Here is a 23,958-nt window from a genome sequence, read left to right on the forward strand (position 1 = left end):
GGGATAGCCGGCAGCGCGCCGCCAGAGCTCGGCGGGGCCAAGCCTGGAGCCGCACGCCGGTTCAGACTCAGGGGCGCTCCGCCTCGTAGCTGGAAAGGCTGACGCCGGCGTGGGCAAGGAATTCCCGCAGCTGCTTGATATCGCCCTTGGTGCAGGTAGAACTGTTGTGGGGGTGGTGGAAGAAGCCTTCCACCCCGTTCAGCACCACCCGGAAGCGGGCACCGTGGGCGGGCTCCACCGTGGCACCCAGGTGATGGAGAAGGGATTCCACTTCCCGCCAGTGGGTATTGGCGCTGGGAGAATCCTGAAAGATGGCGCGCAGCAGATGGGCATGTTTATGGCTCATGGCGAAACTCCCCGGGGTTGTGCGGTCACCCCATTCTACGCCCGGCACCGCAGGGCGGGCGGCCCGGCAGCCATGTTGTAGACCGGTATCGGGAGCCGATCACAATGATAGCGTCCCAACTTCGAGACAGCACCCATGCCGCTTACCCGCCTTGGCGCGGCCAAGAAAAAGCCCATGCGGACAAGGCATGGGCTTTGGGTGCTTCAGCCCGTCCTCTCGGGACGGGTATTCGGCATTGCGCCGCGGAAGTCACTGCTCGGTAATCTCAAAAGACCTGCCTATCAGCTGCCATAGACTCTCCTTGAAACGCGGCACAAGCACCGAGCTTGCCGTGGATGCCGCCACTCACGGCACACTTTCAGGCTAGCACAGGAGATGGGAAAGGGAAGGCCGGTGGAAAAAAATCCGCCCGACCTCCTTACGGTGCGCCCTCAATGCTGTAGTCGATACGGCCCCGGGGAGCCAGATATTCCACCACGGCCAGGGGCAACTGGGCCGGATTCATGGTCTTCTCGACGCTCAGCTCCGCATCCTTGAGGTCCAGCATGAGGGCCTCGTGGCGAGGAATGTCGGCATCGTAGAGCATCACCAGGGGCTGCAGCAGGTGGCTGGGGTGGGTTTCCACCACCAGCCCGATGGCGCCGTTGGAAAGGGTGACAAAGGTGCCGGGCGGGTAGATACCCAGGACCTTGACGAAACGCTGCAGCAATTCGGGGTCGAATGCCGCCGCTTCCTTCTTGAAAAGGTGGGAGAGCGCCTCGGAGGGCGTTCGCGCTTCCTGCAGATGGAACGGGTTGCACAGATTGTCGTAGTGATTGGCCAGAGCGACGATGCGGGCCAGACGGGGAATCTTGTCGCCGGCCAGCTTGTTGGGAAAGCCGCTGCCATCCCAGCGTTCGTGGTGGCAGGCAATGATGTTGCGGGCTGGCACCGCCATGTTGCGCACCCCGGCCACAGCCTTGATGCCGTAACCCACGTGGGCACGGTAGAACTCCTCCTCCGGCGGCGTGCGGGTGGGTGCCCGCAGGATACGGGGCGGAATCTCCTGCTTGCCCGCATCGTGCAGCAGGGCACCGACGCCGAGAAATTTCATCTCCTCGGCGGAAAGACCGGCCGCCTTGCCCAGGAGCAGGGAGAGCACCATCACATTGACGGAATGGAAAGCCAGGCCGGCTTCCCGCACCTTCTGGCTCATCAGCTGGATGACCACGTTCTCGGCACCCATCAGACCATCGACGATGCGGGTAGCGAGTTGCAGGGCAGCCCCGTGGGCCTCCACCGGCTTAGGCCCGAGATTCTTCAGGATGTCGGTGGCAGCGCTGATCTCTTCATCATATTCCCGCTCCCGCCGGGCCAGGCGTTCCCGCTGGCGGCGCACCCGTTCGATGCGCTGCTTCTTTTCATCCAGCATGCCGGCCAGGGCCGCAGCGCCGAAATCGGCTTCGCCGGCCGGCTCGGCCACCGTCTTTTCCGGCAGGGGCACGGCGGTGCTGCGCTCCGGGTCCCAGGGGATTTCGACCATGCCCATTTCCTTCAGCACCTGGATCTGGCGATCGCTGGAGATGCGGAATTCGTTGAGCAAAAAAGGATGCCGCACCCAGCCCACATGGGCGAGGGAGATGAAGATGCCGGGTTGAAGCCGGTTGACGCTGAGACGCTGCATGGTCGTTCAAAGAATTAGGCTGGGCGCATTGTAAAACACGTAAGGGCATCCGGCATGAGGAGGAATGCCGGATTCCTAGGGTTTAACCCAGGACAGCAAGACCCGCTTCTGCACATATCATTTTGCCATGCGCTCCCGCGTTGCCGGAGCAACGACAGTCCTTGCCCCATTCATGCCCTCATCCACACCCACCACCTCCCGCCAAGGCCTTCGCCTGGTCTGGGCTTTCGCCCTGGCTGTACTGCTGCTCAACTGGTTCGCCGTGTTCTTCAAGATCGACAGCGAAGAGCGGCTGGAAGTTGCCGCCGTCAATCAGAATAATCTCAACCTGGCCCGGGCCCTGGAAGAACACACCCTGCGCACCCTGAAGAGCGTGGACCAGGCGGTGATGTTCCTCAAGTACCAGTACGAGCATCATCCCGACCGGCTGGACATCCCCGCCTACGTGCGGGACGGCATGATCTTCGCCAACCTCTTCAACCAGCTGGGCATCATCGACGCCCGGGGCATGTACATCCACTCCAACCTGCCCAACCACAAGGTGATGGATCTTTCGGACCGGGAGCACTTCCGCGTTCACCAGGCCTCCGACAGCAGCCAGCTATTCATCAGCCAGCCGGTACTGGGGCGGGCCACGGGCAAATGGTCGTTGCAGCTGACCCGGCGCATCAACAAGCCGGACGGCAGCTTTGGCGGTGTCGCCGTGGTATCCCTGGACCCGCTTTATTTCACCCAGCTCTACGGCGACGTTGACCTGGGGGCCGGCGGCGTCATCACCCTGGTGGGGCTGGACGGCGTGGTGCGGGCCCGCCGCTCGGACGTCACCAGCCAGGTCGGCCAGAAGCTGATGGACAGCCCCCTGCTGACCGCCGCCGCCCGGGACCCCCGGGGCACCCTGACCCATACCAGCAGCATCGACGGCGTGGAACGCTTCCTCGCCTACCGGGTACTGCCCGACTACCCCCTGATGGTGGTGGTGGGGGTGGGCAAGCAGCAGGCCCTGGCCGCGGTGCATGGCCGGGCCCGCAGCTACCTGCTGTTCGGCACCCTGGTCACCTTCATCGTGCTGGCCTTCGCCTGGGCCATCCAGGTGCTGCTGCTACGCCTGGAAAAGAGCCGGGCCCGGGCCGAGGAATCGAACCGGCTGAAGTCCGAGTTCCTCGCCTCCATGTCCCACGAACTGCGCACGCCCCTCAATGGCATCATCGGCTATGCAGAGCTGCTGCAGGACGGCGAAGGCGGGCCGGAACAGGTGGAATACGCCCAGACCATCCGCCAGAGTGGCACCCACCTGCTGGAGCTGGTCAATTCCATCCTCGACCTGGCCAAGATCGAGGCCGGCCAACTGACACTGCATCCGGCGGCCACCCCCCTTAGCCCCTTGCTGCAGCAGGTCCTGGCCAGCCACCAGCCGATGGCTGTCGCCAAGGGCCTGACCCTGAGCCTGGCCACGGCGGAAAACCTGCCCCAGACCCTCTGGTGCGATGCCCTGCGCCTGACCCAGGTGCTCAACAATCTGGTGCACAATGCGGTCAAATTCACCGTTCGCGGCAGCATTCTCATCGAGGTCATCCGGGAAGGGGCCGGCATCCGCTTCGCCGTGGTGGATACGGGACCCGGCATCGCTCTGGAAGACCAGGAAGCCGTGTTCGAGAAATTCCGCCAGGCCGAAACCTTCGCCACCCGCCGCCAGGGCGGCAGCGGCCTGGGCTTGGCCCTGTCGCGCCAGCTGGTGGACCACATGGGCGGCAACCTGCAACTGCGCAGCCAGACCGGCCGGGGCAGCGAGTTCTTCTTCGTGCTCCCCCTGCCCGACAAGGAAACACCATGAAAGTACTGATTGTGGACGACCATCAAGTCAATCGCCTGCTGCCCCGGGCCATCCTCGGCAAACTGGGCGTCGAGGTGGTGGAAGCCGATTGTGGCGAAGCCGCTCTCGACTGCCTGGACAAGGAAGGCGGTGTGGACCATGTGCTGCTGGATGTCAGCATGCCGGGCATGACCGGCCTTGAAGTCTGTCGCCGCCTGCGGGAAGCCCCGGCAACCCGGGACCTGCACATCGTTGCTTATACCGCCCACGCCTTCGCCTCGGAGAAGGACCAGATCATGGCCGCCGGTTTCAATGACCTGCTGATCAAGCCCATCAGCCGCGACGCCCTGCTGCAGGCCCTGGGCCTGAGCTGAAACGCGCAAGGGTAACCCGGAGGCATGGCACCGTCCCCGGCACCCCATGACTTTGAAGGTCTCGCCAGCGAGGCCTGAACCACGAGCCTGACCCACCCATCGCCCATTCCGGGCACTCTCCGCAAGATTACTGGACGGCGCTTGCCTTCGCCCCTAAGGGGCGCCCACTTCACCTGCCTCACCGACCTCGCCCGCCGGGCTTCCCAGGCGGGAGGCTACAGCGGAGGTCAGGCCCGCCAGGGCCTGACCCAGATGGGCCAGCAATGCTTCCGATGGCAGGCCCAGCCCGGCCCGGCGCTCCACCTCGGCGGCCAGGGTGGCGACGGGGGAAAGCCCGAAATTGGCCGCGGCTCCCCGCAGGGAGTGGGCAAGCCGCCCCAATTCAACCCATTCGCCCTTCGCTGCCGCCGCCTCCAAACAAGCCCATTCCGCTTTGGCCTGCTGCAGGAAAACCTCGCCGATGATATCCACCACGTCGCTATCTGCCGCCGCCACCAGGGCCGGATAGTCGAAGGCGGCGAAAGCGGCGAGGTCGAGCGTGGAGGCAGTATCAGAAACGGCGTCGAAATCGACGGCAGCCTCCCCGGTGGAAGCAAACGCATCACCCAGACCATTACCGGCCGCGCCCGAACCTGAATCCACCGCCGGCAGTATCGGTGCAAGGCTATCAAGCAGGGCCTGCAACGCTTTCTGCTGCAGGGGCTTGACCAGATAGCCATCAAGGCCGGCAGCCATGCCCTGCTGCCGGTCTTCCGGCAAGGCCGCCGCCGAAAGGGCATGGATGACCATGGGCGGCTGGCCCCGGGCGGTTTCCATAGCACGGATTTCCCGGGTGGCCTCAAGGCCACCCATTTCCGGCATCTGCACATCCATCAGGATCAGGTCGAAGCGCTGCAGCCGGGCTGCCTCCACCGCCTCGCAGCCATTGCCGGCCAGGGTGACGCGGCAGCCCAGGCGTTCCAGCAGGGCCAGCATCAGCTGCTGATTCACCGGATGGTCTTCCGCCAGCAGCACCGTCAGGCCGGCCCGGCTCACCGACTCAGGGGTGGCAGCCGGTGCCACCGAAGCGGGGGCAAAAATGCCCTGGACCTGGCGCCAGAGATCGGCGGTAAAGGCTGGTTTGGCCAGATAGGCAGAAATGTCCAGCTCACGGCAGCGGGCCACTTCGGCCCGCATCATGCTGGGGCAGAGGATCATCAGGATGGCCGGCGGCTCGGCCAGGGCGCGAGCACGCTCAGCCAGGTCGAAGCCATCGCCATCCACCAGGCGGCAATCGGTGACGAGCAGCTTCCACTGGCCGGCAGCCAAGTATTCCTCGCCTTCGGCCAGGCTCTCGGCCGCCATGACGATGGCCCCCCAGCTCTCCAGCAGGGTTTGCAAGCGTCGGCGCTGGCGGGCTTGGGAGACTACCAGGAGGACATGGACGGGCGGCAGGCGGCGCTCCTCTTCCACGGGCGCCCGGGCCTGTTGGCGCAGGCTCAGGGTGAAGTGGAAGGTACTGCCCTGCCCCACCTGGCTTTCCGCCCAGATGCGCCCGCCCATCAATTCCACCAACCGGCTGGAAATGGCCAGGCCCAGCCCGGTGCCGCCGAAGTGGCGGGTGGTGGAAGAATCGGCCTGGGTAAAGGCGGCGAAGACGTGTTCAAGCCGGTCGGCGGCAATGCCGATACCGCTGTCCCGCACTGCAAAATGCAGGAGCAGGCTGTCGCCCTCCCGGGTCTCCAGGTCCACCGTGACGTCCACTTCCCCCGCGCTCGTGAACTTGATGGCATTGCCCAGGAGGTTGAGCAGAATCTGCCGCAGCCGCCCCGGGTCGCCGATCAGGTGCAGGGGCACCGCCGGGCTGCGCTCGAAAAACAGGTTGAGCCCCTTCTGGTCGGCCCGTACCGCCAGGGTGCGCAGGGCATCGACAAGGACGGATTCGAGATTGAAGGGGATATCCTCCACATCCATCCGCCCGGCCTCGATCTTCGAGAAATCGAGAATGTCATCGATGATGGAAAGCAGTGCATTGGCCGACATCTGCACCGCCTCCAGGTATTCCCGCTGCTCCGGGGAGAGGGCCGTGTCCAGGGTCAGCTCGGTCATGCCGATGATGCCGTTCATGGGGGTGCGGATTTCATGGCTCATATTCGCCAGAAAATCACTCTTCGCCCGATTGGCGGCCTCGGCGGCTTCCTTGGCCCGCAGAATCTCCGCCTCCCACCGCTTGCGCTCGGAGAGGTCGATCATCGTGCCCACCAGGCCGCTGACGCTGCCGTCGGCCCGGGTCAGGCTGGCCTTGTGGTAAAGCACGTCGTGGGCCTGGCCGCGGCGGGACACCACGGGCATTTCGATACTCTGCTCACCGCCGTTGCGGAACAGTTCCTCGTCCAGCTGCACATTCTTTTCCGCTAGTTCCGGCGGCAGCAGGTCCCGCACGTGGCGGCCGAGCCAGGCGGCCTTGTCGATGCCGAAGAAATCCAGGAAGGCCTGATTGAAACCCAGGTAGCGCCCCGCCGTATCCTTGAAATAAAGGGGGATGGGGATGGTTTCCAGCACCTGGCGGGTGAAGTGCAGCTGCTCGTCCAGCCGCTGCTCCGCCGCCTTGCGGGCGGTGATGTCGGTGCGAATGGCAATGTACTGGCAGGGTACGCCCACGTCGTCGAGAAAGGGCACGATGCTGGCGTTGACCCAGTAGAGGCTGCCATCCTTCGCCCGGTTGCAGACTTCCCCCTGCCAGACATGGCCCTGGGCAATGGTCTCCCACATCTCGGCGTAAAAGGCCCGGGAATGGAGGCTGGACTTGACCAGGCGATGGTTGCGGCCGATCAGTTCCTCCCGGGAATAACCGCTGATCTGGCAGAAGCGGTCATTGGCTTCGAGGATCACCCCATCCACATCGGTAATGCTGACGATGGCGTGCTGATCGAGGGCGAATTTCTGCTGTTCCAGGCGGGATTTGGCCTGGTGCAGCAAGAGGTCGCTGGCTTCCCGCTGGCGTACCAGGTCGTCAATCAGGGGCGGCAGGGAATCCAGGTTGCTGTCGGCCAGGCCCAGTTCCGGCAGGCCGGCATTGCGCAGCAGGCGGTTGGTCACTTCCCGCAGGGCGTCGATCGCCTGCTCCCGGGCCGCCAGTTCGCGCCCCAGCTGGTCATTGGCCTGGGCCAGTTCTTCGGAGGAAATCTCCAGGCTGCGGGTGTTCAGGGCCAGGTTGCGCTCGGACTGCTCGTAGGCCTCTCCCACGCTCTGGAGCAAAGCAGGAAAACCGGCCAGGGCCACCGCCACCGCCGGCGGCATCTCGGGGTGGGCAGCGGCCTTCAGCAGTTCATCTAGCAGGGACGCGAGGGAAGCCTCGCCCTGCACCCCCAGGCAACGCTTGAGCTGGCGCGACAGCAATCGATTCATGGATCAGCGTTCCGCCAGCAGGGTGATGGTCATGGTCTGGTTGTGCAGCCGGCAGGCCTCTCCCGGCAGGCTGCCCGGCGCCGGTACCAGGGGGCTGATTTCGCCGTAGGAGTAAAAGCCGGTGAGGGTGCAGCCCTGGCCGAACACGTCGGCCACCGCCTCCAGCTCCTCATCCACCCGCCCGCCCAGCACCAGCTTGCGGCCGACACAACTGACCAGAATCCCCAGCGCCTCGCCGGAGACCATGGCCCGGGCCATCTCCGCCGCGTGCTGGGCACCATCCACCAGGGCGTTGGGGTTGGCGTGCATCAGTTTGAGGTAGCCCTGGGGATCGATCTCCCCCGCCAGGATGAGACTGCCATTGCTTTCATCCACCCCGAGGATGGTGCGGATCAGGCCCAGGCTGCTGCGGTCTTTGCCCACCATGGAGAAGGGGAAAAGCAGGGCCGAGGCGGGCAGGTTCGCGGCGTAGTCGCCCAAATAGCGCTTGTAGATTTCCAGGGCTGGCTCGCCGTCCAGCTCGTAGAGCACGTTGTTCTCGCAGCGGGTGACCTTGCGGGCCGGGCCGAAGGCCGTCCAGCCGCCGAAGGAGCCGTGGCCGACCCGCAGGCCGTCGCCGTAGAGGCCGACAGCCGCCAGTTGGCGGTCCGAAACGCCGGCAGAACTGAGTACCCAGGTGCGCTGAAAGGCTCCGCCGTCGCCGGCCAACCCGCCGGTAATGATCGCCTGCGGTGGCAGGCCGCTACTCAAGCCCTCCACCAGGGCGCTGCCATTGATCGCCACCCCCTGACCGAAAACCAGGACCGCCTGCAAGCCGGGCCCCTGGAACTGGGCGGCCAGCCGGGCGCCCGCCGCCCGGGAATCCACCATCTCCGCCAGATCGGTGCGGGCCTCCCGCACCTGGGCCTGGGCGAAGCGGATGGCGGTCAGCACCAGGCTGTGGTCATCCACGTCATCGCCGGCAATTTCACCGGCGGTGCTGCAGCCGATGCGCAGGCTGTCGGGAAAAGCTGCGGCCAGGGATGCCGCCAGGGCCGGATTGGCCATGTGCTCTGCCGCGGCGAAGACCAGCACCAGTTGGGGCTCCAGGGCGGCCAGGTCGGACCACTGGGCCGCCGCATCGGCCGGGGCGGGAACATTGCGCTGACGAATCTGTAGCACCTTCATGGTGGGCCTCCCGGGGTTCTAGAGTTCTTCGTCCTGAAAGCGTTCGCGGATGGCCATGATCTCCGGCCAGGCGGAGAGGAAAGCCGTAACGCAGCCCGGGTCGAAATGGCTGCCCGCCCCCGTCTCGAGAAACTGGCGGGCCTCCTCCACGCTCCAGGCCTTCTTGTAGGGCCGGGGCGAGGTCAGGGCATCGAATACGTCAGCCACGGCGACGATGCGGCCGAACAGGGGGATGTCCTCCCCTTTCAGGCCCCGGGGATAGCCCTGGCCATCCCATTTTTCATGATGGGTCAGGGCGATTTCCGCCGCCACCTGCAGTACCGGCGACTGGGCACTGCGCAGGATTTCGTAACCGTGGATGGCGTGTTCCTTCATGATCAGGAATTCCGCCTCGGTGAGTTTTCCCGGCTTGAGCAGGATCATGTCGGGCACCCCCACCTTGCCTACGTCATGCATGGGGGAAGCCTCCAGCAGCATCGCTTGGTCGGCTTCGGAAAGCCCCAGCCGTGCCGCGATGAGGGCCGAGTAATGGGCCATGCGGAGGATATGGGCGCCGGTTTCCGGGTCCCGATATTCGGCGGCCTTGGCCAGGCAGACAATGGTTTCGCGCTCCCGCTCCAGCAATGCCCCGGTGGCCTTGGCCACCTCCTCCGCCAGCCAGGCGGCCCGGTCGTTGAGCTGCCGCTGGCCCCGGCGCAGGGCGCACATGTTGCGCATGCGGGCGAGGAATTCGTTCTTGTCGATGGGCTTGTTGAGGAAATCGGAAGCCCCCTGCTCCAGTGCCTCGTAGCGCACGCTCTTCTGGTCGTTGGCGGTGACCATGACCACCGGCACCTCCAGCATGCCGGGCAACTCACGGAAGCAGCGGATAAATTCGATGCCGTCCGGCGCCGGCATCATGTAATCCACCACCACCACATCCGCCTCCCCGCCTCGGCACCACGCCAGGGCCTCGGCGGAGGAGAGGAAACAATGCACCCGCACTCCCTCCAGCCGTTCGGCCAGAGCGCGAAAAAGGGTGAGATTGACGGGGGCGTCGTCGATGATGAGGATGTTCAGTTCCACGGCGGGGAGATCCTTGAAGAAGAACCGGCTCGGGGCCGGTACTCGGCATTATCGGCAGAAGGGCAGCAATGTGCTGTGGAGAAGTTCCGCCGCCGGGCAGCATCTGCAAGGGCGGCGCCAGTGCTAAACTTACGCACCCCGATGGTGCCAGCCCCATGGCACCGGCCCATTTCCCGAGAGCCATGTCCGCCATCCGCCTTCTTCTTGCCGACGATCAACTGCTGGTACGCGCCGGTATCCGCGCCCTGGTCCAGACCCTGCCGGACTGCCTGGTGGTGGCCGAATGCGCCGACGGCCAGGATGCCCTGACCCGGGCCCGGGAACTGCTGCCGGACGTGGCCTTGCTGGACATCGACATGCCCGGCCTGTCGGGTATCGACACCATGCGGCAGATTCGTGAATTCGCGCCGGAAATGAAAATTCTGGTGCTCTCCGGCATCGACCGCCGGGAGGTGGTGGAAGCCGCACTGGCGGCAGGTTGCAACGGCTATCTGCTGAAAGACTTCGTGCTGGCCGAACTGCAACTGGCCCTGGGCACGGTGCTGCAGGGCGGCAACTATCTCTCCCCGAAAATTCAGCAGCAACTCATTGAACAGATCCGTTCCGGCCACGACGACGCCCTCGCCGACCAGGCTCTGACACCGCGCCAGGAGCAGATCCTGCGCCTGGTAGCCTCCGGCCGTACGACCAAGGAAATCGCCCGGGACCTGGACATCAGTCCGAAAACCGTGGAATTCCACCGGGCCCAGCTGATGGAACGGCTGGGGGTGCGGGACGTGGCGGGTATGACCCGTTACGCCATGCAGCACGGTCTCGTCTCCTGAATCTTCCGCTACCGCCCAAGGCGCGACGCGCCTAGGGCTCCAGCCCGGCAAGGTACTGGCTGAAGCGGCTGATGTCGCCGGCCAGCTCATCCAGCTCCGCCCGCCACGGCCCGATCTCTGCCACGCCGGCCGCCAGTTGCCCGGCCACCAGCAGCGCCTCGATTTCCCGCGCCCGGGCCACCACGGCATCGGCGGCAAAGATGGCACACACTCCCTTAAGCTGGTGGACGACGTTGCGCAAGGCTTCGGCCTGCCCCGCTGGCCCTTCTTCCCCCGCGCTTGCCGCGGCCTCGCCCGGCCCTTCGGCCAGCGCCTCATCGAGTTGCTGCAGCATGACGGGGAAATTATCGAGAAAGGCCTGGGCCAGGTCCCGGGCAGCGTCCCGGTCCCCATTGAGCTGCTCCAGCAGCATCAGGGGATTGGAACAGGAGGTCTGCAATGCTTGTCTCATGGGCAACGCTCATCCATTTCTCAGAAACCACAGTGTTCCCCAAGGCTGCCCGTGGAGGTAACTGGGGTATGCACTAGGGCATAGATGGGAATCCTCCCAGTACCGCTGCCTTCGTGCCCGTGGCATTCTGCCATCGCAGCCTGAGAAAAATCCGACCGAGGCGCAGGAGACCGCCATGGAACTGCCAACCGCCGCCCCCCAAGCACCACCGGAACATACGCCGGAGGCCCCCGAAGTGCCGGAAATCCCCATCGGCCGGCTGCGGGAGCGCCACATTGCCAGCGTCAATCTGCAGCCCGGCATGGTGCTCGCCCGACCGGTGCAGATCACAGCCCGGGGCGTCCTCTACCTCAACCTGGGGGCCGGTTCCATGCTGACGGAAGACGGCATCAGCCAGCTGCTGGCCCATCATTCGGAATGCGTCTGCATTGTCGAAAACGATACCCGCCCGGTGGAGGAATACGAGGCAGAAGTGGCCGCCCGGCTGGAGCGCCTGGCCCATATCTTCCGCGGTGCCGATGACGGTGCCGCCACCCAGGCCCTGCGGGCCGCCCTGGAAAGCTACCGGAGGCAATGATGGAGCAGCGCGCCATCCACGGGCACATTGGCCAGGGCGAGATCATTCGGGGCGCCCAGAAGCTGCCGGCCTTTCCCCGCATCGTCCAGCACATCCTTGCCGTTCTGGACGACGACGGGGCCAGCATGAACGATCTGGTGGCCTATCTGCAGCGGGACCCGGTCATCACCGGCAAGGTCATTGCCATGGCCAGCCATGGCTTGCGCAGCCACGGCCATTCCGAGGTGCGCAGCATCTACACGGCGGCCTCCTTCCTCGGCCTGCAGAAAATCCGCAGCATCGTGCTCGCTACCAGCCTGGCGGATTTCACCCGCCGCAGCCATGGCGCCAAGCACTACTGGCTGCACAGCCTGGCGGTCGGCGTCGCCGCCCAGGAGCTGGGCGCCGCAGCGGGCCTGGGCAACGATTACGCCTTCGTCGCCGGCCTGCTGCATGACGTGGGGCAGCTCTGGCTCTCCCATTTCCATGGGGAGGAATTCCAGCTTGTCCGCCAGCTCGTCGAAGAACATGGCGTGCCGGTGTGCGTAGCGGAACAGCGGGTGTTCGGTATTGACCACGGGGAAGTGGGACGCCTGCTGGCGGACTACTGGGAACTGCCGGCCGACATCGGCCGGGCCATCGCCCGGCACCACGCGGCGGCGGAAGAAAGCTGGGAGAACAAGCTGCTGGCCGCCATCCATGTGGCGGAGGTGATCAGCAATGGCCTGGACCTGCCGGCAGCGGCGAGCAACCAGGTCACCCATCTGGCCGATGGGGCGGTCGCCTGCCTTGGGCTCGACCTGCAGGGAGACTGTTCGGTACTGTTCGGCCGCATCGAGGCGCGCTTCGGCCTGGCCCAGGCCCTCCTCGCCTAGGGACAGCCGGGGGAAAAAGGTGCCGGTAGCGAATGATCGGCGCGGCCATTCATCTGTGAATTGCCTGCTCATCACCCGCTATTGGCCCGTCGCTCCCAGCCGTTCCTTCGGCAGCAGCCCGGAAGCAACTTCAGGGCAAAGCCACCGCAACGTCACGACCACGACACAACTACACGGCAACTCAAGACAGCATCAGGAAGCGGCGGGAGGCGTCGCCCGGCCCAGGCCGGATTCAGCCCACAATGCCCGGGCAAAGGCCTTCCACACCGGGCCGCCGTGGGTCAGCACGCCTTCTTCGGCGCTCTCCTGCATGGTGCGCAGCATCAGGGCGGCAAAGGCGAATAGCTCGGCCCGGGCCTGCTCCTCGTGGTTGCCGCTTGCTGCGGCCCGGCTGGCCTCCCGGGCATGGGTCAGGGCCTCCCGGGCCAGCAGGCGCACCTGGGCCTCGTTGTTCCAATCCACGCCCAGCACGATGCCGCGGCGGACAATCTCCCGCTCCAGGGCATCGGCATCATCCTGAAAATTTTCGAAACCGCTCATGGGCATTCTTCCTTCGTCTTCACTCGTTCAGGCCGCCGCTTCCAGGGCGGCCGAGGGGTCGGCGGCCAACCGCTCCACCAGGGCATTGACGGCCGGTGTTGCCGCGCCGCGCCGCCACAGGGCGATGGTATGCACCTCGCCGCTGCGCCCCGGCAGGGGGTGGGCCGCCAGCAGGCCGGCCCCGGCATAGCTTTCCAGCACCAGGCGGGGCAGCAGGGCAACGCCCATGCCGGCCACCAAGCAACCGAGGATGGCGTGGTAGGAGGACACCTCCACCACCCGCTGGGGCAGCACGCCATCGGCGGCGAACCAGTCTTCCAGGCGCTTGCGGTAGGCGCAACCGGCAGCAAAGGTAATGATGGTGCCGCCCGCGGTATCGCCCAGGTCCCGCGCCGAGCGCACCGGCGGGTGGCCGGCTTCGGTGACGATGACCAGCTCTTCGCGAAACAGGCGGCGCTTTTCCAGCCGGGGATCATCCACCGGCTCGGCCACCAGGCAGGCATCCAACTCCCCCGCCAGCACCTGGGCCACCAGGCGGCGGGTGTCGCCGGTGACCAGCTCCAGCTGAACTTCCGGGTAATGACGGTGAAAGTCCGCCAAGGGGCCAGGCAGACGGACCGCCGCCGTACTCTCCATGGAGCCCAGGCGCAGGCGGCCCCGGGGGGTGGCGTCCTGCACCGCGTGGCGGGCCTCTTCCGCCAGTTCCAGCAGGCGGTCGGCGTAGGTCAGCAACTGACAACCGGCCGGGGAAAGATTGAGACGCCGCCCCTCCCGCATGAAGAGGGCCACGCCCAGATCCGCCTCGAGCTGGCGGATGCGGGTGGTAACGTTGGATTGCACCCGGTTGAGACGCAAGGCGGCCCGGGTCACGCCGCCCTCCCGCACCACGGTGCGGAAGATGTGCAGGTCCGCCAGTTCCATGGTGCGGCTCCTTTATCTTTAAATGAGATTAAGACAATCTTAATAATTCATTTTTAAAGATGATATTGCGCCGCTACAGTGCGTTTGGCAAGCCCCCAACCCGGAGCCTCTCATGGAATCTGCCCAAACGCCTGGCGCCCTGCGCCGCGGCTATTTTTACGCCGCCCTCACCGTGGCCATCTGGTCCGGCTTCATCCTGGTCTCCCGCCTGGGCGGCAAGAGCCCCCTCACGGGCTGGGACGTCACCGCCCTGCGCTTTGGCACGGCGGCCCTGATCCTGCTGCCGGTGTGGCTGCTGCGCCGGCCCCGGCTGAACTTCAGCTGGCGCATGGTGATCCTCGCCATTACCGGCGGCTGTGGCTATGGCGTACTGGTCTATGCAGGCTTCAAGCTCACCTCCGCCGCCCACGGGGCGGTGCTGCTGCCGGGCATGCTGCCTTTCCTGGTAGCCCTGATGGCCTGGCTGGTCCTCGGCGAACGGCCTTCGGCCCAGCGCTGGGCCGGGCTGGCGGGCATCGCCGCCGGCATTGCCTGTCTTGCCGTGGACAGTTTCAGCGGCAGTGCCGGCGACTGGCGCGGCGATCTGCTGATCCTCGCTTCCAGCCTCTCCTGGGCCATCTACACGGTACTGGTACGGCGCTGGCAGGTCGCCCCCTGGGATGCCACCCTGGGCGTCGGCCTGGTCTCGGCCCTGCTCTACCTGCCCATCTACCTGCTCTGGCTGCCGAAGAACCTGGCTGCCGCCAGCCTCGGCAACATTGCCCTGCAGGCGGCCTACCAGGGCGTCCTGGCGGTGATTGTGGCGATGATGTTCTTCATGCGGGCGGTGGCCCTCCTCGGCCCCACCAAGGTAGGCACCCTGATGGCCCTCATTCCCGCCGTGGCTGGCACTGCGGCAGCCCCCCTGCTCGGCGAGCCCCTCTCCCCGATGCTGCTGAGCGGCCTGGCCCTGGTCAGCCTGGGAGCCTGGATGGGCAGCCAGAACCGCTTTTTTGTCAGGAGAAACAAACTATGCCCTACGTAAACATCAAGATCACCCGGGAAGGCGCCACGGCCGAACAGAAGGCCACCCTGATCCGGGGCGTCACCCTGCTGCTACGGGACATCCTGGGCAAGAACCCGGAAACCACCGTGGTCACCATCGACGAGGTGGACACCGACAACTGGGGCATCGGCGGCGAAAGCGTCACCGTGCGCCGGGCCCAGGGGCGCTAAGCCGGCACATCACAGGCCAGCACCGGCTGCAAGCAGCCCCCCCCGCTTTTCCCCCTCGCCGTCCCCGGACGGGAGTTCGACACCCCGGAGTGATCCGGGGTGTTTTTTTGCACCCGATTCGGTACGTAGATTCGGGCTCAGATGCGGACTTGAATGCAGCCCGTAACACAGGTCCGGTCAGTTTCAGGCCGAGGTGCTGATGGCGCTGAGCAGTTGGGAGAAGCCCGTATTGCTGCTGCCGTTGCCGCTGGCCCCGTAGGCGTGGACCAGGTCCATGATGCGCTTCATCACCGCCGCCTCGCTGGAGCTGCTGTTGCTGTCGGCACTACCACCGCTGCTGTTGCTGCTGCCAGCCGTGGCGCTGTCGCTCTGCTGGGACTGCTGGTAGGCCATGGCCTCCTGCTGGGTCACCTTGCCATCGCCGTTGGCGTCCGCCGCGTCGAAATTGCTGGAGATGGTGTTGAGCAGTTCAGAGAGCTTGCTGTCCGTGGTGCTGCTGGCCACCGACTTCATCTGGTCCAGGGTCATGCCCTGGTCGTCGCTGCCCCCCGGAGGCGGTGGCATGCCGCCGGGGCCGCCGGCGGCTGAGCTACCGCCCTGGCTCTGGGAAGATTCCTGGTAAGCCATGGCTTCGTCACGGGTGACCTTGCCGTCGCCATTGGCATCGGCGCTGTCGAAGTTGGCGGCCAGGTTGCTCATCAACTGGGAAAGCTGGCTGTCGTCGGTGGAATCGGCGATGGCGCTGAGCTGGTCCTTGCTCAGGCCTTCATCCTCCTCGCCCTGGCCCGGCCCACGGCCGCCGCCCGGGGGTGGCGGCGGCATGGCGCCGGCCATGCGGCTCTGGTCGAACTGGCTGTCCAGCTCGTCGGCCAGCTTTTGCAGACTGGTGGAGAGTTCGGACTGGGTGACTTTGCCGTCGCCATCACCATCCAGAGCGGCGAAGACGTCATCCACACTGGCGCTGCTCTCGCTGGAGGTACTGGAATCCACGGCGCCGAGGGCCGAGGCCAGGTCGCTCTTTTCCAGGTAGCCCTGGCCCTTGGTGTCAAGCTGGGAAAAGATGTCTTGCGCCATCTTCGACGGATCAGGCCGCCGGCCATGACCGACCTGGGTACTGGCGCTGGCGTACTGGGCAGCGGTGCTGCTGCCGACACTGGAGATACTGGACATGATGGTTCCTTTCAGAATGGAGGCAACAAGGGAATGCAGGACGGGATGCGGCGGCAGGCCTTGCCGCCCGCCACGCCGGCATCGCTGTTCCCTTCATGCAAGGAATCGGCCTGAAAACAGGGGATTTGAGGCCGAAAAGGGTAAATGAAAGTTAAGGAGCGTTAAGAAACCAGCCTTGCCACCCAACTCACCATGAAAGCTCAAAAAATCCAAAATAAAAGTCCATGGCGACCGGCACCACGAATAGCAAAACAAAAATGTATAAATACTTTGAAATCATGACGATAGCTACAACTTAACCCAGCTTTACAAAGGTTAATTTTGATCAAGGCAATTCTTGCCGCCGTTTATATGATTTTCTTGCCGCTCCATCCCCCTTCCGCCACCCTTCCGCCACCTTCCTGCCCCCTTCCTGTCGCTGGGGAGGCAGCAAGTAGCCGGCAACCGTCAGCGGCAGGCCGGGGGACGGCCCGCCTCGGCCGGGCGGCGTTCCTCCGGCGGTTCCCGAGGCGGAGCGGGGGGACGGCGGTTTTCCACCTGGCGACGCTGCTCGGGGGTCAGCAAGGCCAGCATCTGGCCTTCGCTGCGCAAGCGCAGCAGGGTGAAATCGGCCCAGGCCCGGGCCCGGGCTTCTACCAGGGCGGGCAGGCGGGCCTCGTCAGCACGGCCGGCCGCCAGGGCCGCCTCCGCCTTTTCCAGGGCCTGCCACTTGTCCCGCAGTGGCCGGGCCTGCCCTAGGGCCAGGTCGAACAGCTTCTCCTGCTGGGCGTCGCTCAGGGCAATACCGTGCAGCATGGGATGGCCGGGAGGGGCAAAGGGCATGGGTGCCCCCGCCGGCGGCGGCGCCCCTTCGGGATGGGCCGCCTGAGCCCGGGCAGGGCCGGCCAGAGGCAGGGAAAGGGCACCGGCCATCAGGGCGGTGAGGGGGAAGGCGAAACGAAAGGGCAATTTCATGGCAGGACTCCATGGGCTGAAAATGAGGGGAACAGGCGTTCGGACGCCCATCGATGAACTGGAAGGTGAGAGCAAGCCTGCGCCGGCAGGCCACCGTGCAAGCCGGGCTCGCGCAGCGCCAGGTTGCGGGGAGGCGGCCTGCGGCAAGGTCAGCGCGATCCCCTGGCAGCAGCCGGTGGCATTCCGGGCGACGCGGGCAAACTCGGGCAGGATCGGGCAAGCGCAGGCATCACCGCCTGAGGGGCTCGGTACCGCCCGGGGCTGGCGTTCTCTCACAGCTGGGGCCCATGTTCCCCGGCTTGCCGGTAAATGACGGTTCGGCTTCTGTAAAGACGGGTAAAACTTCCCTTCCCCGACCTGCCGGCAGGCCCCGGGGCGGCTATCATGGCGCCCGTAACCCTTTGATTACGGTGCAATCGGCATGACCCAGCTGCTCCTGGTGGACGACGACATGGAATTGGCCCAGATGCTCAAGGAGTATCTGGAGCGTGAAGACTTCAAGGTGACCCTGGCCCACGATGGCCTGGCGGGGGCGGAGGCCGCCCTTTCCGGGGACTACGCCCTGGCCGTGCTGGATGTCATGATGCCCCGCGCCAGCGGCATGGATGCCCTGGGGAAGATTCGTGCCCAGAGCGACATGCCGGTGATCATGCTGACCGCCAAGGGGGATGACATCGACCGCATCATCGGCCTGGAAATGGGGGCCGACGACTATGTGCAAAAGCCCTGCACCCCCCGGGAGCTGGTGGCCCGCATCCGCGCCGTGCTGCGCCGCCTGCAGGCCAAGACCGGCGAGGGGGAAGCCCGGGAGAACAGCCAGATCAAGGCCGGCCCCCTTGCCCTGTGGCCGGCCAAGCGCACCGCCCAGTGGGGCGAGCTGCCCCTGACCCTGACCAGCACCGAATTCAACCTGCTCCAGGTCCTGGCCCAGAATGCCGGCCGGGCCGTCAGCAAGTCGGACCTTTCCCAGCAGGCCATGGGCCGCCCCTTGAGCCGCTTTGACCGCAGCATTGACGTCCACATGAGCAGCATCCGCCACAAGCTGGGCCTGCGGGACGACGGCCAGAGCTGGATCCAGACGGTACGCGGCATCGGCTACCAGCTCACCCGGGAATGATCCGGCAGCACCCCTCCCCCCGCAGAAAACCCCGACCATGAGCCGTCTCTTCTGGAAGTTTTTTCTCGCCTTCTGGCTGACCCTGCTGGCTGCCAACCTGGCCGTGGGCGTTGGCATCTGGCTGCACCGGGCTGAAGAGAACAGCCAGCACGGCAACAATGGCGGCGAGGGGGGGCGTAACCGCGAGCACCACCCCGTCTTCATGCTGGATGTCGCCGCCAGCCTCTTCCAGCACGAAGGGGAAGCCCGCCTGAGGCAATTGCTGCAGGACTGGCAACGCTACCGCCCGGACCCGCTCTACGCGGTGGACGCCCAGGGCCGCGAGCTGCTCGGACGGCCGCTCCCCGCCGATGCCGCCGATACGCTGGAAAAAGCCCGGGCCGGCCTGGCCGCCGGCACGCCGGGCCCCTGGCGCCAGGCGGCAGCCCCCGACGGTGCCGCATTACTGTTGTTCATGCCGGAACACCGGCCCTTCCGCGTGCCGGGCCTGATTCCTCTGGGGCCCCTCGGCCCCGGCCTGCACGAAGGGCCGCCGCCGGGGGCCGACCCCAATCACCCCGGCAACCCTGGCGGCCCCGGTGATCAGCCGCCCCGCCGCCCGCCCCTGCCCTGGCTGCTCATTACCTCGGTCCTGGTCGCCAGCCTGATCTTCAGCGCCCTCCTGGCGTGGACCATCGTCGGCCCCATCCGCCGCCTGCGCCAGGGCTTCCGGGAAGTGGCGGCCGGCCGCCTGGAAACCCGCCTGGGCCGGGACTTTGCCCGGCGTAAGGACGAGATCGGCGAACTGGGCCAGGAATTCGACGCCATGGCCGGCCAGCTGGAGCGCCTCATGGCCAGCCAGCGCCACCTTTTCCACGACGTTTCCCATGAATTGCGCTCCCCCTTGGCCCGACTCCAGGCCGCCGTGGGCCTGGCCCACCAGCACCTGGAACGGCAGGCGGCAGAACCGCTGGCCCCGGAGCAACTGGCCCAGCTGCCGGCCACCCTGGAACGCATCGAACGGGAAACCCAGCGCCTGGACGAGCTGGTGGACGAGCTACTGACCCTGGCCCGCCTGGATTCAGGTACCTCCGGCCCCCTGGCCGACGACATCGACGTGGCGGCCCTGCTGCACAGCATCGTGGACGACGCCAGTTTCGAAGGCGAAGCCCAGGGCCGCCGGGCCGTTTTTGCCATGGATCAGACCGATCGCTCGCCCTTGAACGAGGCAGCACCCCTGCTGGTGCGCGGCCGGGCCGAACTGCTGGGCCGGGCCCTGGAGAACGTCATCCGCAACGGCATCAAGTTCACCGCGCCGAACACTCAAGTCACGGTCACGGCGCAAAAGGACGGTCCGGCCACCCTGCACATCGTCGTTGCCGATGCCGGCCCCGGCGTCCCGACGGCGGATCTGGAAGCGATTTTCCAGCCCTTTTTCCGCAGCACCGAAGGTAGCAGCGACCCCCGCGGCTACGGCCTGGGCCTGGCCATCGCGCGGCGGGCGGTGGAAGCCCACGGCGGTAGCATCACCGCCGCCAACCAGCCCACCGGCGGCCTGCGGGTGGATATCCGCCTGCCCCTGATCGGGGTGGCCGGCCTAAACCTGACCTAAGCCCGGCCTAAGCCCGCCTCAAGCTACCGGCGCCAGCGGGGCCGATCAGCCCGGCAGTCCGCCCCATTGACCCGCTTGGCCAGCGGTGCCGGCTGCCTGGCCAAGCGGCTGAAAATCTGCCCATCACCGGCTGACTTGCCAGCCGATTTATCGACTGACTTGCCGACTGGCTTATCGACTGGCTTACCAGCCAGACTCCCGCACCAGGACCGCCAGGGCGGTACGCAGAAAATCCCCCAGCAGGGTTTTCGGGCTGCCGTAGATCACCAGATGGCCGCGCTGGGCCCGGTGGGCGGCCTGGGGGTCATCCACCGTCAGCACCACCCGATATACCGCCTGCTCCGGCACCAGTTGCCCCTTGCGCTCCCGCACCAGCAATTCGCCGCCGTGGGTGCTGGCCAGCATCGGGTCCTGGAGGATGCGCGTCGCATCCCGGTCCACCCGCACCACGGTCAGGGGCAGGCTGGCCTGGCCCCGGGTTTCGGGGAAGAAACGGCCGCCGTCGCCAGCTTCCACCCGGGCCACTTCGCTTTCCGACAGATAGGTTTCCACCTGCCAGGCACTGGGGTCGGTGAGCACCGCCAGGGGCTCCTGGCGCCCCACCCAGTCGCCGGGGCGCAGATCCGGCAGGCGGTCCCGCAGCACCCCGTCAAAGGGGGCGGTGATGACGTAGCGCTCCCGCTCCCGGGAGGTGCCGCTCTCTTCGCTGGCGGCGGTGGACAGTTCCTCCTGGGTCACCAGCTGGCGCGCCCGCAGGCTGTCGTCGAAGCCGGCCACATCCACCTGCCAGCTGAGATGCTCCACCCGCTGCCGGGCCTGGAAATGGCGATAATCCGTATCCGGCGAGGCCAGCACCGCCAGGGGCGTGCCAGCCTTGACCCGGCCGCCTTCCGGCACGGGCAGGGCCACCACCTGGGCGCTGCCGGGGGGAAACAGGGGGAAGTGCCGCACGGTGCGCAGCACGCCCTGGCCGGCTACCTGGAAGTTCCAGGGAATGAGGCCGATCACCACCACGGCGGCGGCGATCCAGGCGGTGCGCCGCGCCCGGGGCCGGTTGCGGATGACCTCCCAGCGGCGCTGCCATTCCTTGACCTCGCTCCACAGGGGCTTGATGACGAACCAGCCGATTTCGACGGCGAAAAGGAACAGCCCCAGGGCCTTGAAGAACAAGGTATAGACCATGGCGGCGATACCCAGGAACAGGGCCAGGCGGTAGATCCAGACGCCCCAGGCGAAGAGGATCAGGCTGCGCTGCCTGGCCGGGCTGAAGTGCTCGGGCGCTTCTTCCCCCAGGGCGAAGAGGCGTTCCCGGATGTCCCAGCGGGCCAGGGCGAAGGCCCGGGAATGAAGATTGGGGAAATCCAGCCAGTCCGACAGCAGGAAGTAACCGTCGAAGCGCATGAAGGGGCTGGCGTTGATGGCCAGGGTGGAGAACCAGGTCACCGTCGCCAGCATGAAGGCGATGCCCCGCAGGGTGCCCTCCGGCAGGAAGGCCCAGGCCAGGGTGGCCCAGGCGGCGATCAGGGATTCGGTGACGATGCCCGCCGCCCCCACCGCCAGGCGGTCCCGCCGGCGGGTCAGCTTCCAGGCCTCGTTCACATCCGTGTAGGCCACCGGCCACATCACCAGGAAAGCCACGCCCATGACCGGCACCCGGCAGCCCAGGCGGCGGGCGGTGAAGCCATGGCCCAGCTCGTGCAGCACCTTGACGCAGACCAGGGCCACGGCATAGCCCGCCGCCCCCTTCCAGCTCAGGGTATCCACCAGGGTGGCGGAGAAGGTGTCCCACTGCCGGTAAACCTCCACCAGGCCCACCAGCAGGGCCAGGCCGGTGAGGCGGAAGAAGTTCCGGCTATAGAACACCGCCACCCGGGGCAACATGCGCCGCAGCCAGGCATCGGGCCGCACCAGGGGCAGGCGGAAGAACAGGTAATGGTGCAGCAGCCATTGGGTGATGCTGCTGTGGCTGGCCTTTTCCCGCTCCAGCAGCCAGGCCGTGCCTTCGGGGCCGGGAATGCGGCAGAGCTGGTTTTCCATGAGGAAGCGCTGCACCGCCAGGATGTCGTCGATCTCCAGGTCCAGGGTGGTTTCCGCCTGGAGGCTCTCCACCACCGCCTCCGGCGTGCGGCAGGACCAGCGGGAAAGAACCTCGAAGGTGGGCCAGTCGATGCGGAAGAAGGTGTTGCGCACCGGGTCCTGCAAGCTCCAGGTGGGGGAACCGTCGGCCGCCACCGGCCCGGGGTGGAGGGTCAGCTCCTCCCGCAGGGGCCGCAGGATTTCAGCCTGGGCCTCGCTCATAGCCCCACCGCCTGGCGCAGGATGGCCAGAGGCCGACGCAGAATCCAGTAAGACGCGGTGACCCAGGGGCCGCGTACCTTGGCCGTGCCCTTCATGCCTACCCGGGGCGCCGTTTCGCCTGGCTCCAGGCGGGCCCGCAGGCGATAGGCGTAGGAGCCGTCAGGCCGGGCCACCGCCTCGTGGGCGTAGTAGCGCACCCGGGCCGCCACCGGCGAGAGGGGCGCGGCGTTGAGGTAGAGGGTGACGGCGGCCTCCTCCGGCAGGTCGATGCCGTCGCCGAGGGAAATCCAGGCCTCCACTTCCGCATCGTGCTCATCGGCCACGGTGAGGATGCGCTCCCCGGTCACCACCGGTTTGCCCACCCATTCGCTGGGATCGTCCATCAGCACCACCCCGGCCAGGGGCGCCGTCACCTGGGCCCGCAGCAACTGGGATTCCAGGTAATCCGCCTCGGCCTTGCGTTCAGCCACCCGCCCCTGCAACTGGGCCAGCAAGGCCTTGCTCTTGGCCTCGAATACCGCCTGCTGGGCCGACTGGCGATATTCCGCCTCCGCCGTGGCGAGGCCCTGACGGGCCACCTCGAGGCGGGATTCCAGAGTGGTCAAGTCGAGCTGGAACAGGGGATCACCGGCCTTGACCCGGCTGTTGGGGGAAACGAAAAAGCGATCCACGGTGCCTTCCAGGGGCGCCCGGATGACGGCGGGGTGGGCGGGTACCAACTCGCCCGGGGCCAGCAGGGTCAGGCGCACCGGGAACAGGAGGAACAACAGGGCCAGGGCGGTATAGCGCCGACGGGGCCGGGTCCAGGTCAGCCGGGCCTGGGCCAGCAACCAGGCATCGCCGCGGCGGAAGGCCGGGCGCCATTGCCGAGGACGTACCAGACCGCGCAGGAAGCCGCGCCAGGGTAGCCCGGTGAGGCGCTGCCAGCCCTTCTTCAGGAACTGGCCCCAGGTCTGCCGGCGCCCCAGGTGCCGCACCAGGCGGCGGGTGCCGGCGGGTGTCGGCAGCGTTTCCCGCAAACGGGACTGAAAGCGCCGCCAGTGGCTGCGCGGCGTGGGACGGTGCAGGCGATGCCAGCCGTCGCCCCAGACTTCAATCCACTCGGCCAGCAGGCCCAACTCCCCTTCATTCCAGGGATGCTCCCGAGCCAATAGCAGGCCGCCCACTACGGTGGCCGCTGGCGCCTCGGCAGCTGCGCCGCCCTGCCCTTCGCCGCTGCCCGGCGCCAGGATCGGCACCCACAGAGCCTGTATCGGCAGCCATTCCTGCCATTCCTCAGCCAGAGCCGGCGATATGTCCTGGGCTTCCACCGCCAGGGCCGTCTGGCTATCCCGGCTGGCCAGCTCCGTGGCCAGCTGTTCGATCCACTGCACGTAGGGGGCATTGGCCTCGGGGGAAACCATGCCGGAAAGGGCCGTCACGCCGCGATCGGCCAACCACAGGGCGGCCTGGCGGTAGCCGCTCAGGGCATGGGTTTCATTGACGGCGATATAACCCAGTTCGGCCGGGGAACGGGCATGGCGCACCCGCCGTACCAGATGCAGCAGGGTGGCCAGGGCCAGGGTTTCGGCAGCGGGTGCCTCGTGCAGCGGTAGCGGGGTCGGGGAAGACATGACGTCGGCAAATCCGGGAAA

At 66.5% G+C, this 23,958-nt stretch carries 21 protein-coding genes; 9 read left to right on the forward strand and 12 right to left on the reverse strand.

Features of this window, described 5'->3' with window-relative positions:
* Positions 1–67: 67 nt before the first annotated feature.
* Together AZSI13_RS11080 and AZSI13_RS11085 are read right to left on the reverse strand one after the other, a co-directional pair.
* Entirely contained in the window at positions 68–346 is a 279-nt protein-coding gene (locus AZSI13_RS11080; protein WP_109041222.1) for a type II toxin-antitoxin system HicA family toxin, read from the reverse strand.
* A 418-nt stretch (positions 347–764) separates the two neighbouring features.
* Positions 765–2,009, reverse strand: a complete 1,245-nt coding sequence (locus AZSI13_RS11085) for an HD-GYP domain-containing protein (protein ID WP_109041223.1) — start codon at positions 2,007–2,009, stop codon at positions 765–767.
* Between the two features lie 172 nt (positions 2,010–2,181).
* Between AZSI13_RS11085 and AZSI13_RS11090 the strand changes: the two genes are divergently transcribed.
* Positions 2,182–3,840, forward strand: a complete 1,659-nt coding sequence (locus AZSI13_RS11090; protein ID WP_109041224.1) for an ATP-binding protein — start codon at positions 2,182–2,184, stop codon at positions 3,838–3,840.
* The gene (locus tag AZSI13_RS11095) at positions 3,837–4,193 is read left to right on the forward strand and encodes a response regulator (protein WP_109041225.1); all 357 of its coding nucleotides are present in this window, start codon (positions 3,837–3,839) and stop codon (positions 4,191–4,193) included. The genes AZSI13_RS11090 and AZSI13_RS11095 overlap by 4 nt, the downstream gene beginning before the upstream one ends.
* 153 nt (positions 4,194–4,346) lie before the next feature.
* Here the strand turns inward: AZSI13_RS11095 and AZSI13_RS11100 are convergent, their stop codons facing one another.
* Genes AZSI13_RS11100 through AZSI13_RS11110 form a run of 3 tightly spaced genes read right to left on the reverse strand, consistent with a single transcriptional unit; the run spans position 4,347 to position 9,812 of the window.
* Positions 4,347–7,580, reverse strand: a complete 3,234-nt coding sequence (locus tag AZSI13_RS11100) for a PAS domain S-box protein (RefSeq protein ID WP_109041226.1) — start codon at positions 7,578–7,580, stop codon at positions 4,347–4,349.
* A gap of 3 nt (positions 7,581–7,583) precedes the next feature.
* Entirely contained in the window at positions 7,584–8,747 is a 1,164-nt protein-coding gene (locus tag AZSI13_RS11105; protein ID WP_109041227.1) for an FIST signal transduction protein, read from the reverse strand.
* Positions 8,748–8,765: 18 nt separating this feature from the next.
* Positions 8,766–9,812: an HD domain-containing phosphohydrolase gene (locus tag AZSI13_RS11110; RefSeq protein ID WP_201262357.1), complete on the reverse strand. Its 1,047-nt coding sequence runs from the start codon at positions 9,810–9,812 to the stop codon at positions 8,766–8,768.
* 182 nt (positions 9,813–9,994) lie between these two features.
* Between AZSI13_RS11110 and AZSI13_RS11115 the strand changes: the two genes are divergently transcribed.
* The gene (locus AZSI13_RS11115) at positions 9,995–10,636 is read left to right on the forward strand and encodes a response regulator transcription factor (RefSeq protein WP_109041228.1); all 642 of its coding nucleotides are present in this window, start codon (positions 9,995–9,997) and stop codon (positions 10,634–10,636) included.
* Between the two features lie 31 nt (positions 10,637–10,667).
* On the opposite strand, the gene AZSI13_RS11120 is transcribed toward AZSI13_RS11115, so the two are convergent.
* Positions 10,668–11,087, reverse strand: a complete 420-nt coding sequence (locus tag AZSI13_RS11120; RefSeq protein ID WP_109041229.1) for an Hpt domain-containing protein — start codon at positions 11,085–11,087, stop codon at positions 10,668–10,670.
* 175 nt (positions 11,088–11,262) lie between these two features.
* Here AZSI13_RS11120 and AZSI13_RS11125 point away from each other — a divergent pair, with 175 nt between their 5' ends.
* Together AZSI13_RS11125 and AZSI13_RS11130 are read left to right on the forward strand one after the other, a co-directional pair.
* Positions 11,263–11,664 carry a hypothetical protein gene (locus AZSI13_RS11125; RefSeq protein WP_109041230.1) on the forward strand — a complete coding sequence of 134 codons (402 nt, stop codon included), beginning with the start codon at positions 11,263–11,265 and terminating at the stop codon, positions 11,662–11,664.
* On the forward strand, positions 11,661–12,518 hold the full coding sequence (locus tag AZSI13_RS11130) for an HDOD domain-containing protein (RefSeq protein ID WP_109041231.1): 858 nt from the start codon (positions 11,661–11,663) through the stop codon (positions 12,516–12,518). The genes AZSI13_RS11125 and AZSI13_RS11130 overlap by 4 nt, the downstream gene beginning before the upstream one ends.
* A gap of 192 nt (positions 12,519–12,710) precedes the next feature.
* On the opposite strand, the gene AZSI13_RS11135 is transcribed toward AZSI13_RS11130, so the two are convergent.
* Both AZSI13_RS11135 and AZSI13_RS11140 read right to left on the reverse strand, forming a co-directional pair.
* Positions 12,711–13,058 carry a hypothetical protein gene (locus AZSI13_RS11135; RefSeq protein ID WP_109041232.1) on the reverse strand — a complete coding sequence of 116 codons (348 nt, stop codon included), beginning with the start codon at positions 13,056–13,058 and terminating at the stop codon, positions 12,711–12,713.
* Between the two features lie 27 nt (positions 13,059–13,085).
* Complete coding sequence (locus tag AZSI13_RS11140) at positions 13,086–13,979, reverse strand: LysR family transcriptional regulator (RefSeq protein ID WP_109041233.1); 894 nt, start codon at positions 13,977–13,979, stop codon at positions 13,086–13,088.
* 112 nt (positions 13,980–14,091) lie between these two features.
* On the opposite strand from AZSI13_RS11140, the gene AZSI13_RS11145 reads away from it, so the two are divergent.
* Together AZSI13_RS11145 and AZSI13_RS11150 are read left to right on the forward strand one after the other, a co-directional pair.
* On the forward strand, positions 14,092–15,003 hold the full coding sequence (locus tag AZSI13_RS11145; RefSeq protein ID WP_109041234.1) for a DMT family transporter: 912 nt from the start codon (positions 14,092–14,094) through the stop codon (positions 15,001–15,003).
* Positions 14,991–15,194 (forward strand): 2-hydroxymuconate tautomerase family protein, encoded by a 204-nt coding sequence (locus AZSI13_RS11150; protein ID WP_109041235.1) that lies wholly within the window; start codon positions 14,991–14,993, stop codon positions 15,192–15,194. Before AZSI13_RS11145 ends, AZSI13_RS11150 begins: the two co-directional genes overlap by 13 nt.
* Before the next feature lie 183 nt (positions 15,195–15,377).
* Here the strand turns inward: AZSI13_RS11150 and AZSI13_RS11155 are convergent, their stop codons facing one another.
* Positions 15,378–16,364: an EF-hand domain-containing protein gene (locus AZSI13_RS11155; protein ID WP_109041236.1), complete on the reverse strand. Its 987-nt coding sequence runs from the start codon at positions 16,362–16,364 to the stop codon at positions 15,378–15,380.
* A 447-nt stretch (positions 16,365–16,811) separates the two neighbouring features.
* The gene (locus tag AZSI13_RS11160) at positions 16,812–17,318 is read right to left on the reverse strand and encodes a Spy/CpxP family protein refolding chaperone (RefSeq protein WP_165833466.1); all 507 of its coding nucleotides are present in this window, start codon (positions 17,316–17,318) and stop codon (positions 16,812–16,814) included.
* A gap of 421 nt (positions 17,319–17,739) precedes the next feature.
* Between AZSI13_RS11160 and AZSI13_RS11165 the strand changes: the two genes are divergently transcribed.
* Together AZSI13_RS11165 and AZSI13_RS18210 are read left to right on the forward strand one after the other, a co-directional pair.
* Positions 17,740–18,435: a response regulator transcription factor gene (locus AZSI13_RS11165; RefSeq protein WP_109041238.1), complete on the forward strand. Its 696-nt coding sequence runs from the start codon at positions 17,740–17,742 to the stop codon at positions 18,433–18,435.
* 37 nt (positions 18,436–18,472) lie between these two features.
* The gene (locus AZSI13_RS18210; RefSeq protein ID WP_109041239.1) at positions 18,473–20,026 is read left to right on the forward strand and encodes an ATP-binding protein; all 1,554 of its coding nucleotides are present in this window, start codon (positions 18,473–18,475) and stop codon (positions 20,024–20,026) included.
* A 183-nt stretch (positions 20,027–20,209) separates the two neighbouring features.
* Here the strand turns inward: AZSI13_RS18210 and AZSI13_RS11175 are convergent, their stop codons facing one another.
* On the reverse strand, positions 20,210–22,324 hold the full coding sequence (locus AZSI13_RS11175) for an HlyD family efflux transporter periplasmic adaptor subunit (protein ID WP_109041240.1): 2,115 nt from the start codon (positions 22,322–22,324) through the stop codon (positions 20,210–20,212).
* The gene (locus AZSI13_RS11180) at positions 22,321–23,937 is read right to left on the reverse strand and encodes an efflux RND transporter periplasmic adaptor subunit (protein ID WP_235609738.1); all 1,617 of its coding nucleotides are present in this window, start codon (positions 23,935–23,937) and stop codon (positions 22,321–22,323) included. The genes AZSI13_RS11175 and AZSI13_RS11180 overlap by 4 nt, the downstream gene beginning before the upstream one ends.
* Between the last annotated feature and the right edge of the window lie 21 nt (positions 23,938–23,958).

It is taken from the genome of Azospira sp. I13 (genome assembly GCF_003112695.1).
Classification (GTDB): Bacteria; Pseudomonadota; Gammaproteobacteria; order Burkholderiales; family Rhodocyclaceae; genus Azospira.

Coding starts and splice junctions, on each gene's coding strand:
- AZSI13_RS11100 (WP_109041226.1), bottom strand. CDS start 7,580: ATGAATCGATTGCTGTCGCGCCAGCTCAAGCGTTGCCTGGGGGTGCAG.
- AZSI13_RS11150 (WP_109041235.1), top strand. CDS start 14,991: ATGCCCTACGTAAACATCAAGATCACCCGGGAAGGCGCCACGGCCGAA.
- AZSI13_RS18210 (WP_109041239.1), top strand. CDS start 18,473: ATGAGCCGTCTCTTCTGGAAGTTTTTTCTCGCCTTCTGGCTGACCCTG.
- AZSI13_RS11120 (WP_109041229.1), bottom strand. CDS start 11,087: ATGAGACAAGCATTGCAGACCTCCTGTTCCAATCCCCTGATGCTGCTG.
- AZSI13_RS11180 (WP_235609738.1), bottom strand. CDS start 23,937: ATGTCTTCCCCGACCCCGCTACCGCTGCACGAGGCACCCGCTGCCGAA.
- AZSI13_RS11175 (WP_109041240.1), bottom strand. CDS start 22,324: ATGAGCGAGGCCCAGGCTGAAATCCTGCGGCCCCTGCGGGAGGAGCTG.
- AZSI13_RS11105 (WP_109041227.1), bottom strand. CDS start 8,747: ATGAAGGTGCTACAGATTCGTCAGCGCAATGTTCCCGCCCCGGCCGAT.
- AZSI13_RS11085 (WP_109041223.1), bottom strand. CDS start 2,009: ATGCAGCGTCTCAGCGTCAACCGGCTTCAACCCGGCATCTTCATCTCC.
- AZSI13_RS11140 (WP_109041233.1), bottom strand. CDS start 13,979: ATGGAACTGGCGGACCTGCACATCTTCCGCACCGTGGTGCGGGAGGGC.
- AZSI13_RS11080 (WP_109041222.1), bottom strand. CDS start 346: ATGAGCCATAAACATGCCCATCTGCTGCGCGCCATCTTTCAGGATTCT.
- AZSI13_RS11165 (WP_109041238.1), top strand. CDS start 17,740: ATGACCCAGCTGCTCCTGGTGGACGACGACATGGAATTGGCCCAGATG.
- AZSI13_RS11095 (WP_109041225.1), top strand. CDS start 3,837: ATGAAAGTACTGATTGTGGACGACCATCAAGTCAATCGCCTGCTGCCC.
- AZSI13_RS11130 (WP_109041231.1), top strand. CDS start 11,661: ATGATGGAGCAGCGCGCCATCCACGGGCACATTGGCCAGGGCGAGATC.
- AZSI13_RS11090 (WP_109041224.1), top strand. CDS start 2,182: ATGCCCTCATCCACACCCACCACCTCCCGCCAAGGCCTTCGCCTGGTC.
- AZSI13_RS11145 (WP_109041234.1), top strand. CDS start 14,092: ATGGAATCTGCCCAAACGCCTGGCGCCCTGCGCCGCGGCTATTTTTAC.
- AZSI13_RS11115 (WP_109041228.1), top strand. CDS start 9,995: ATGTCCGCCATCCGCCTTCTTCTTGCCGACGATCAACTGCTGGTACGC.
- AZSI13_RS11155 (WP_109041236.1), bottom strand. CDS start 16,364: ATGTCCAGTATCTCCAGTGTCGGCAGCAGCACCGCTGCCCAGTACGCC.
- AZSI13_RS11135 (WP_109041232.1), bottom strand. CDS start 13,058: ATGAGCGGTTTCGAAAATTTTCAGGATGATGCCGATGCCCTGGAGCGG.
- AZSI13_RS11125 (WP_109041230.1), top strand. CDS start 11,263: ATGGAACTGCCAACCGCCGCCCCCCAAGCACCACCGGAACATACGCCG.
- AZSI13_RS11160 (WP_165833466.1), bottom strand. CDS start 17,318: ATGAAATTGCCCTTTCGTTTCGCCTTCCCCCTCACCGCCCTGATGGCC.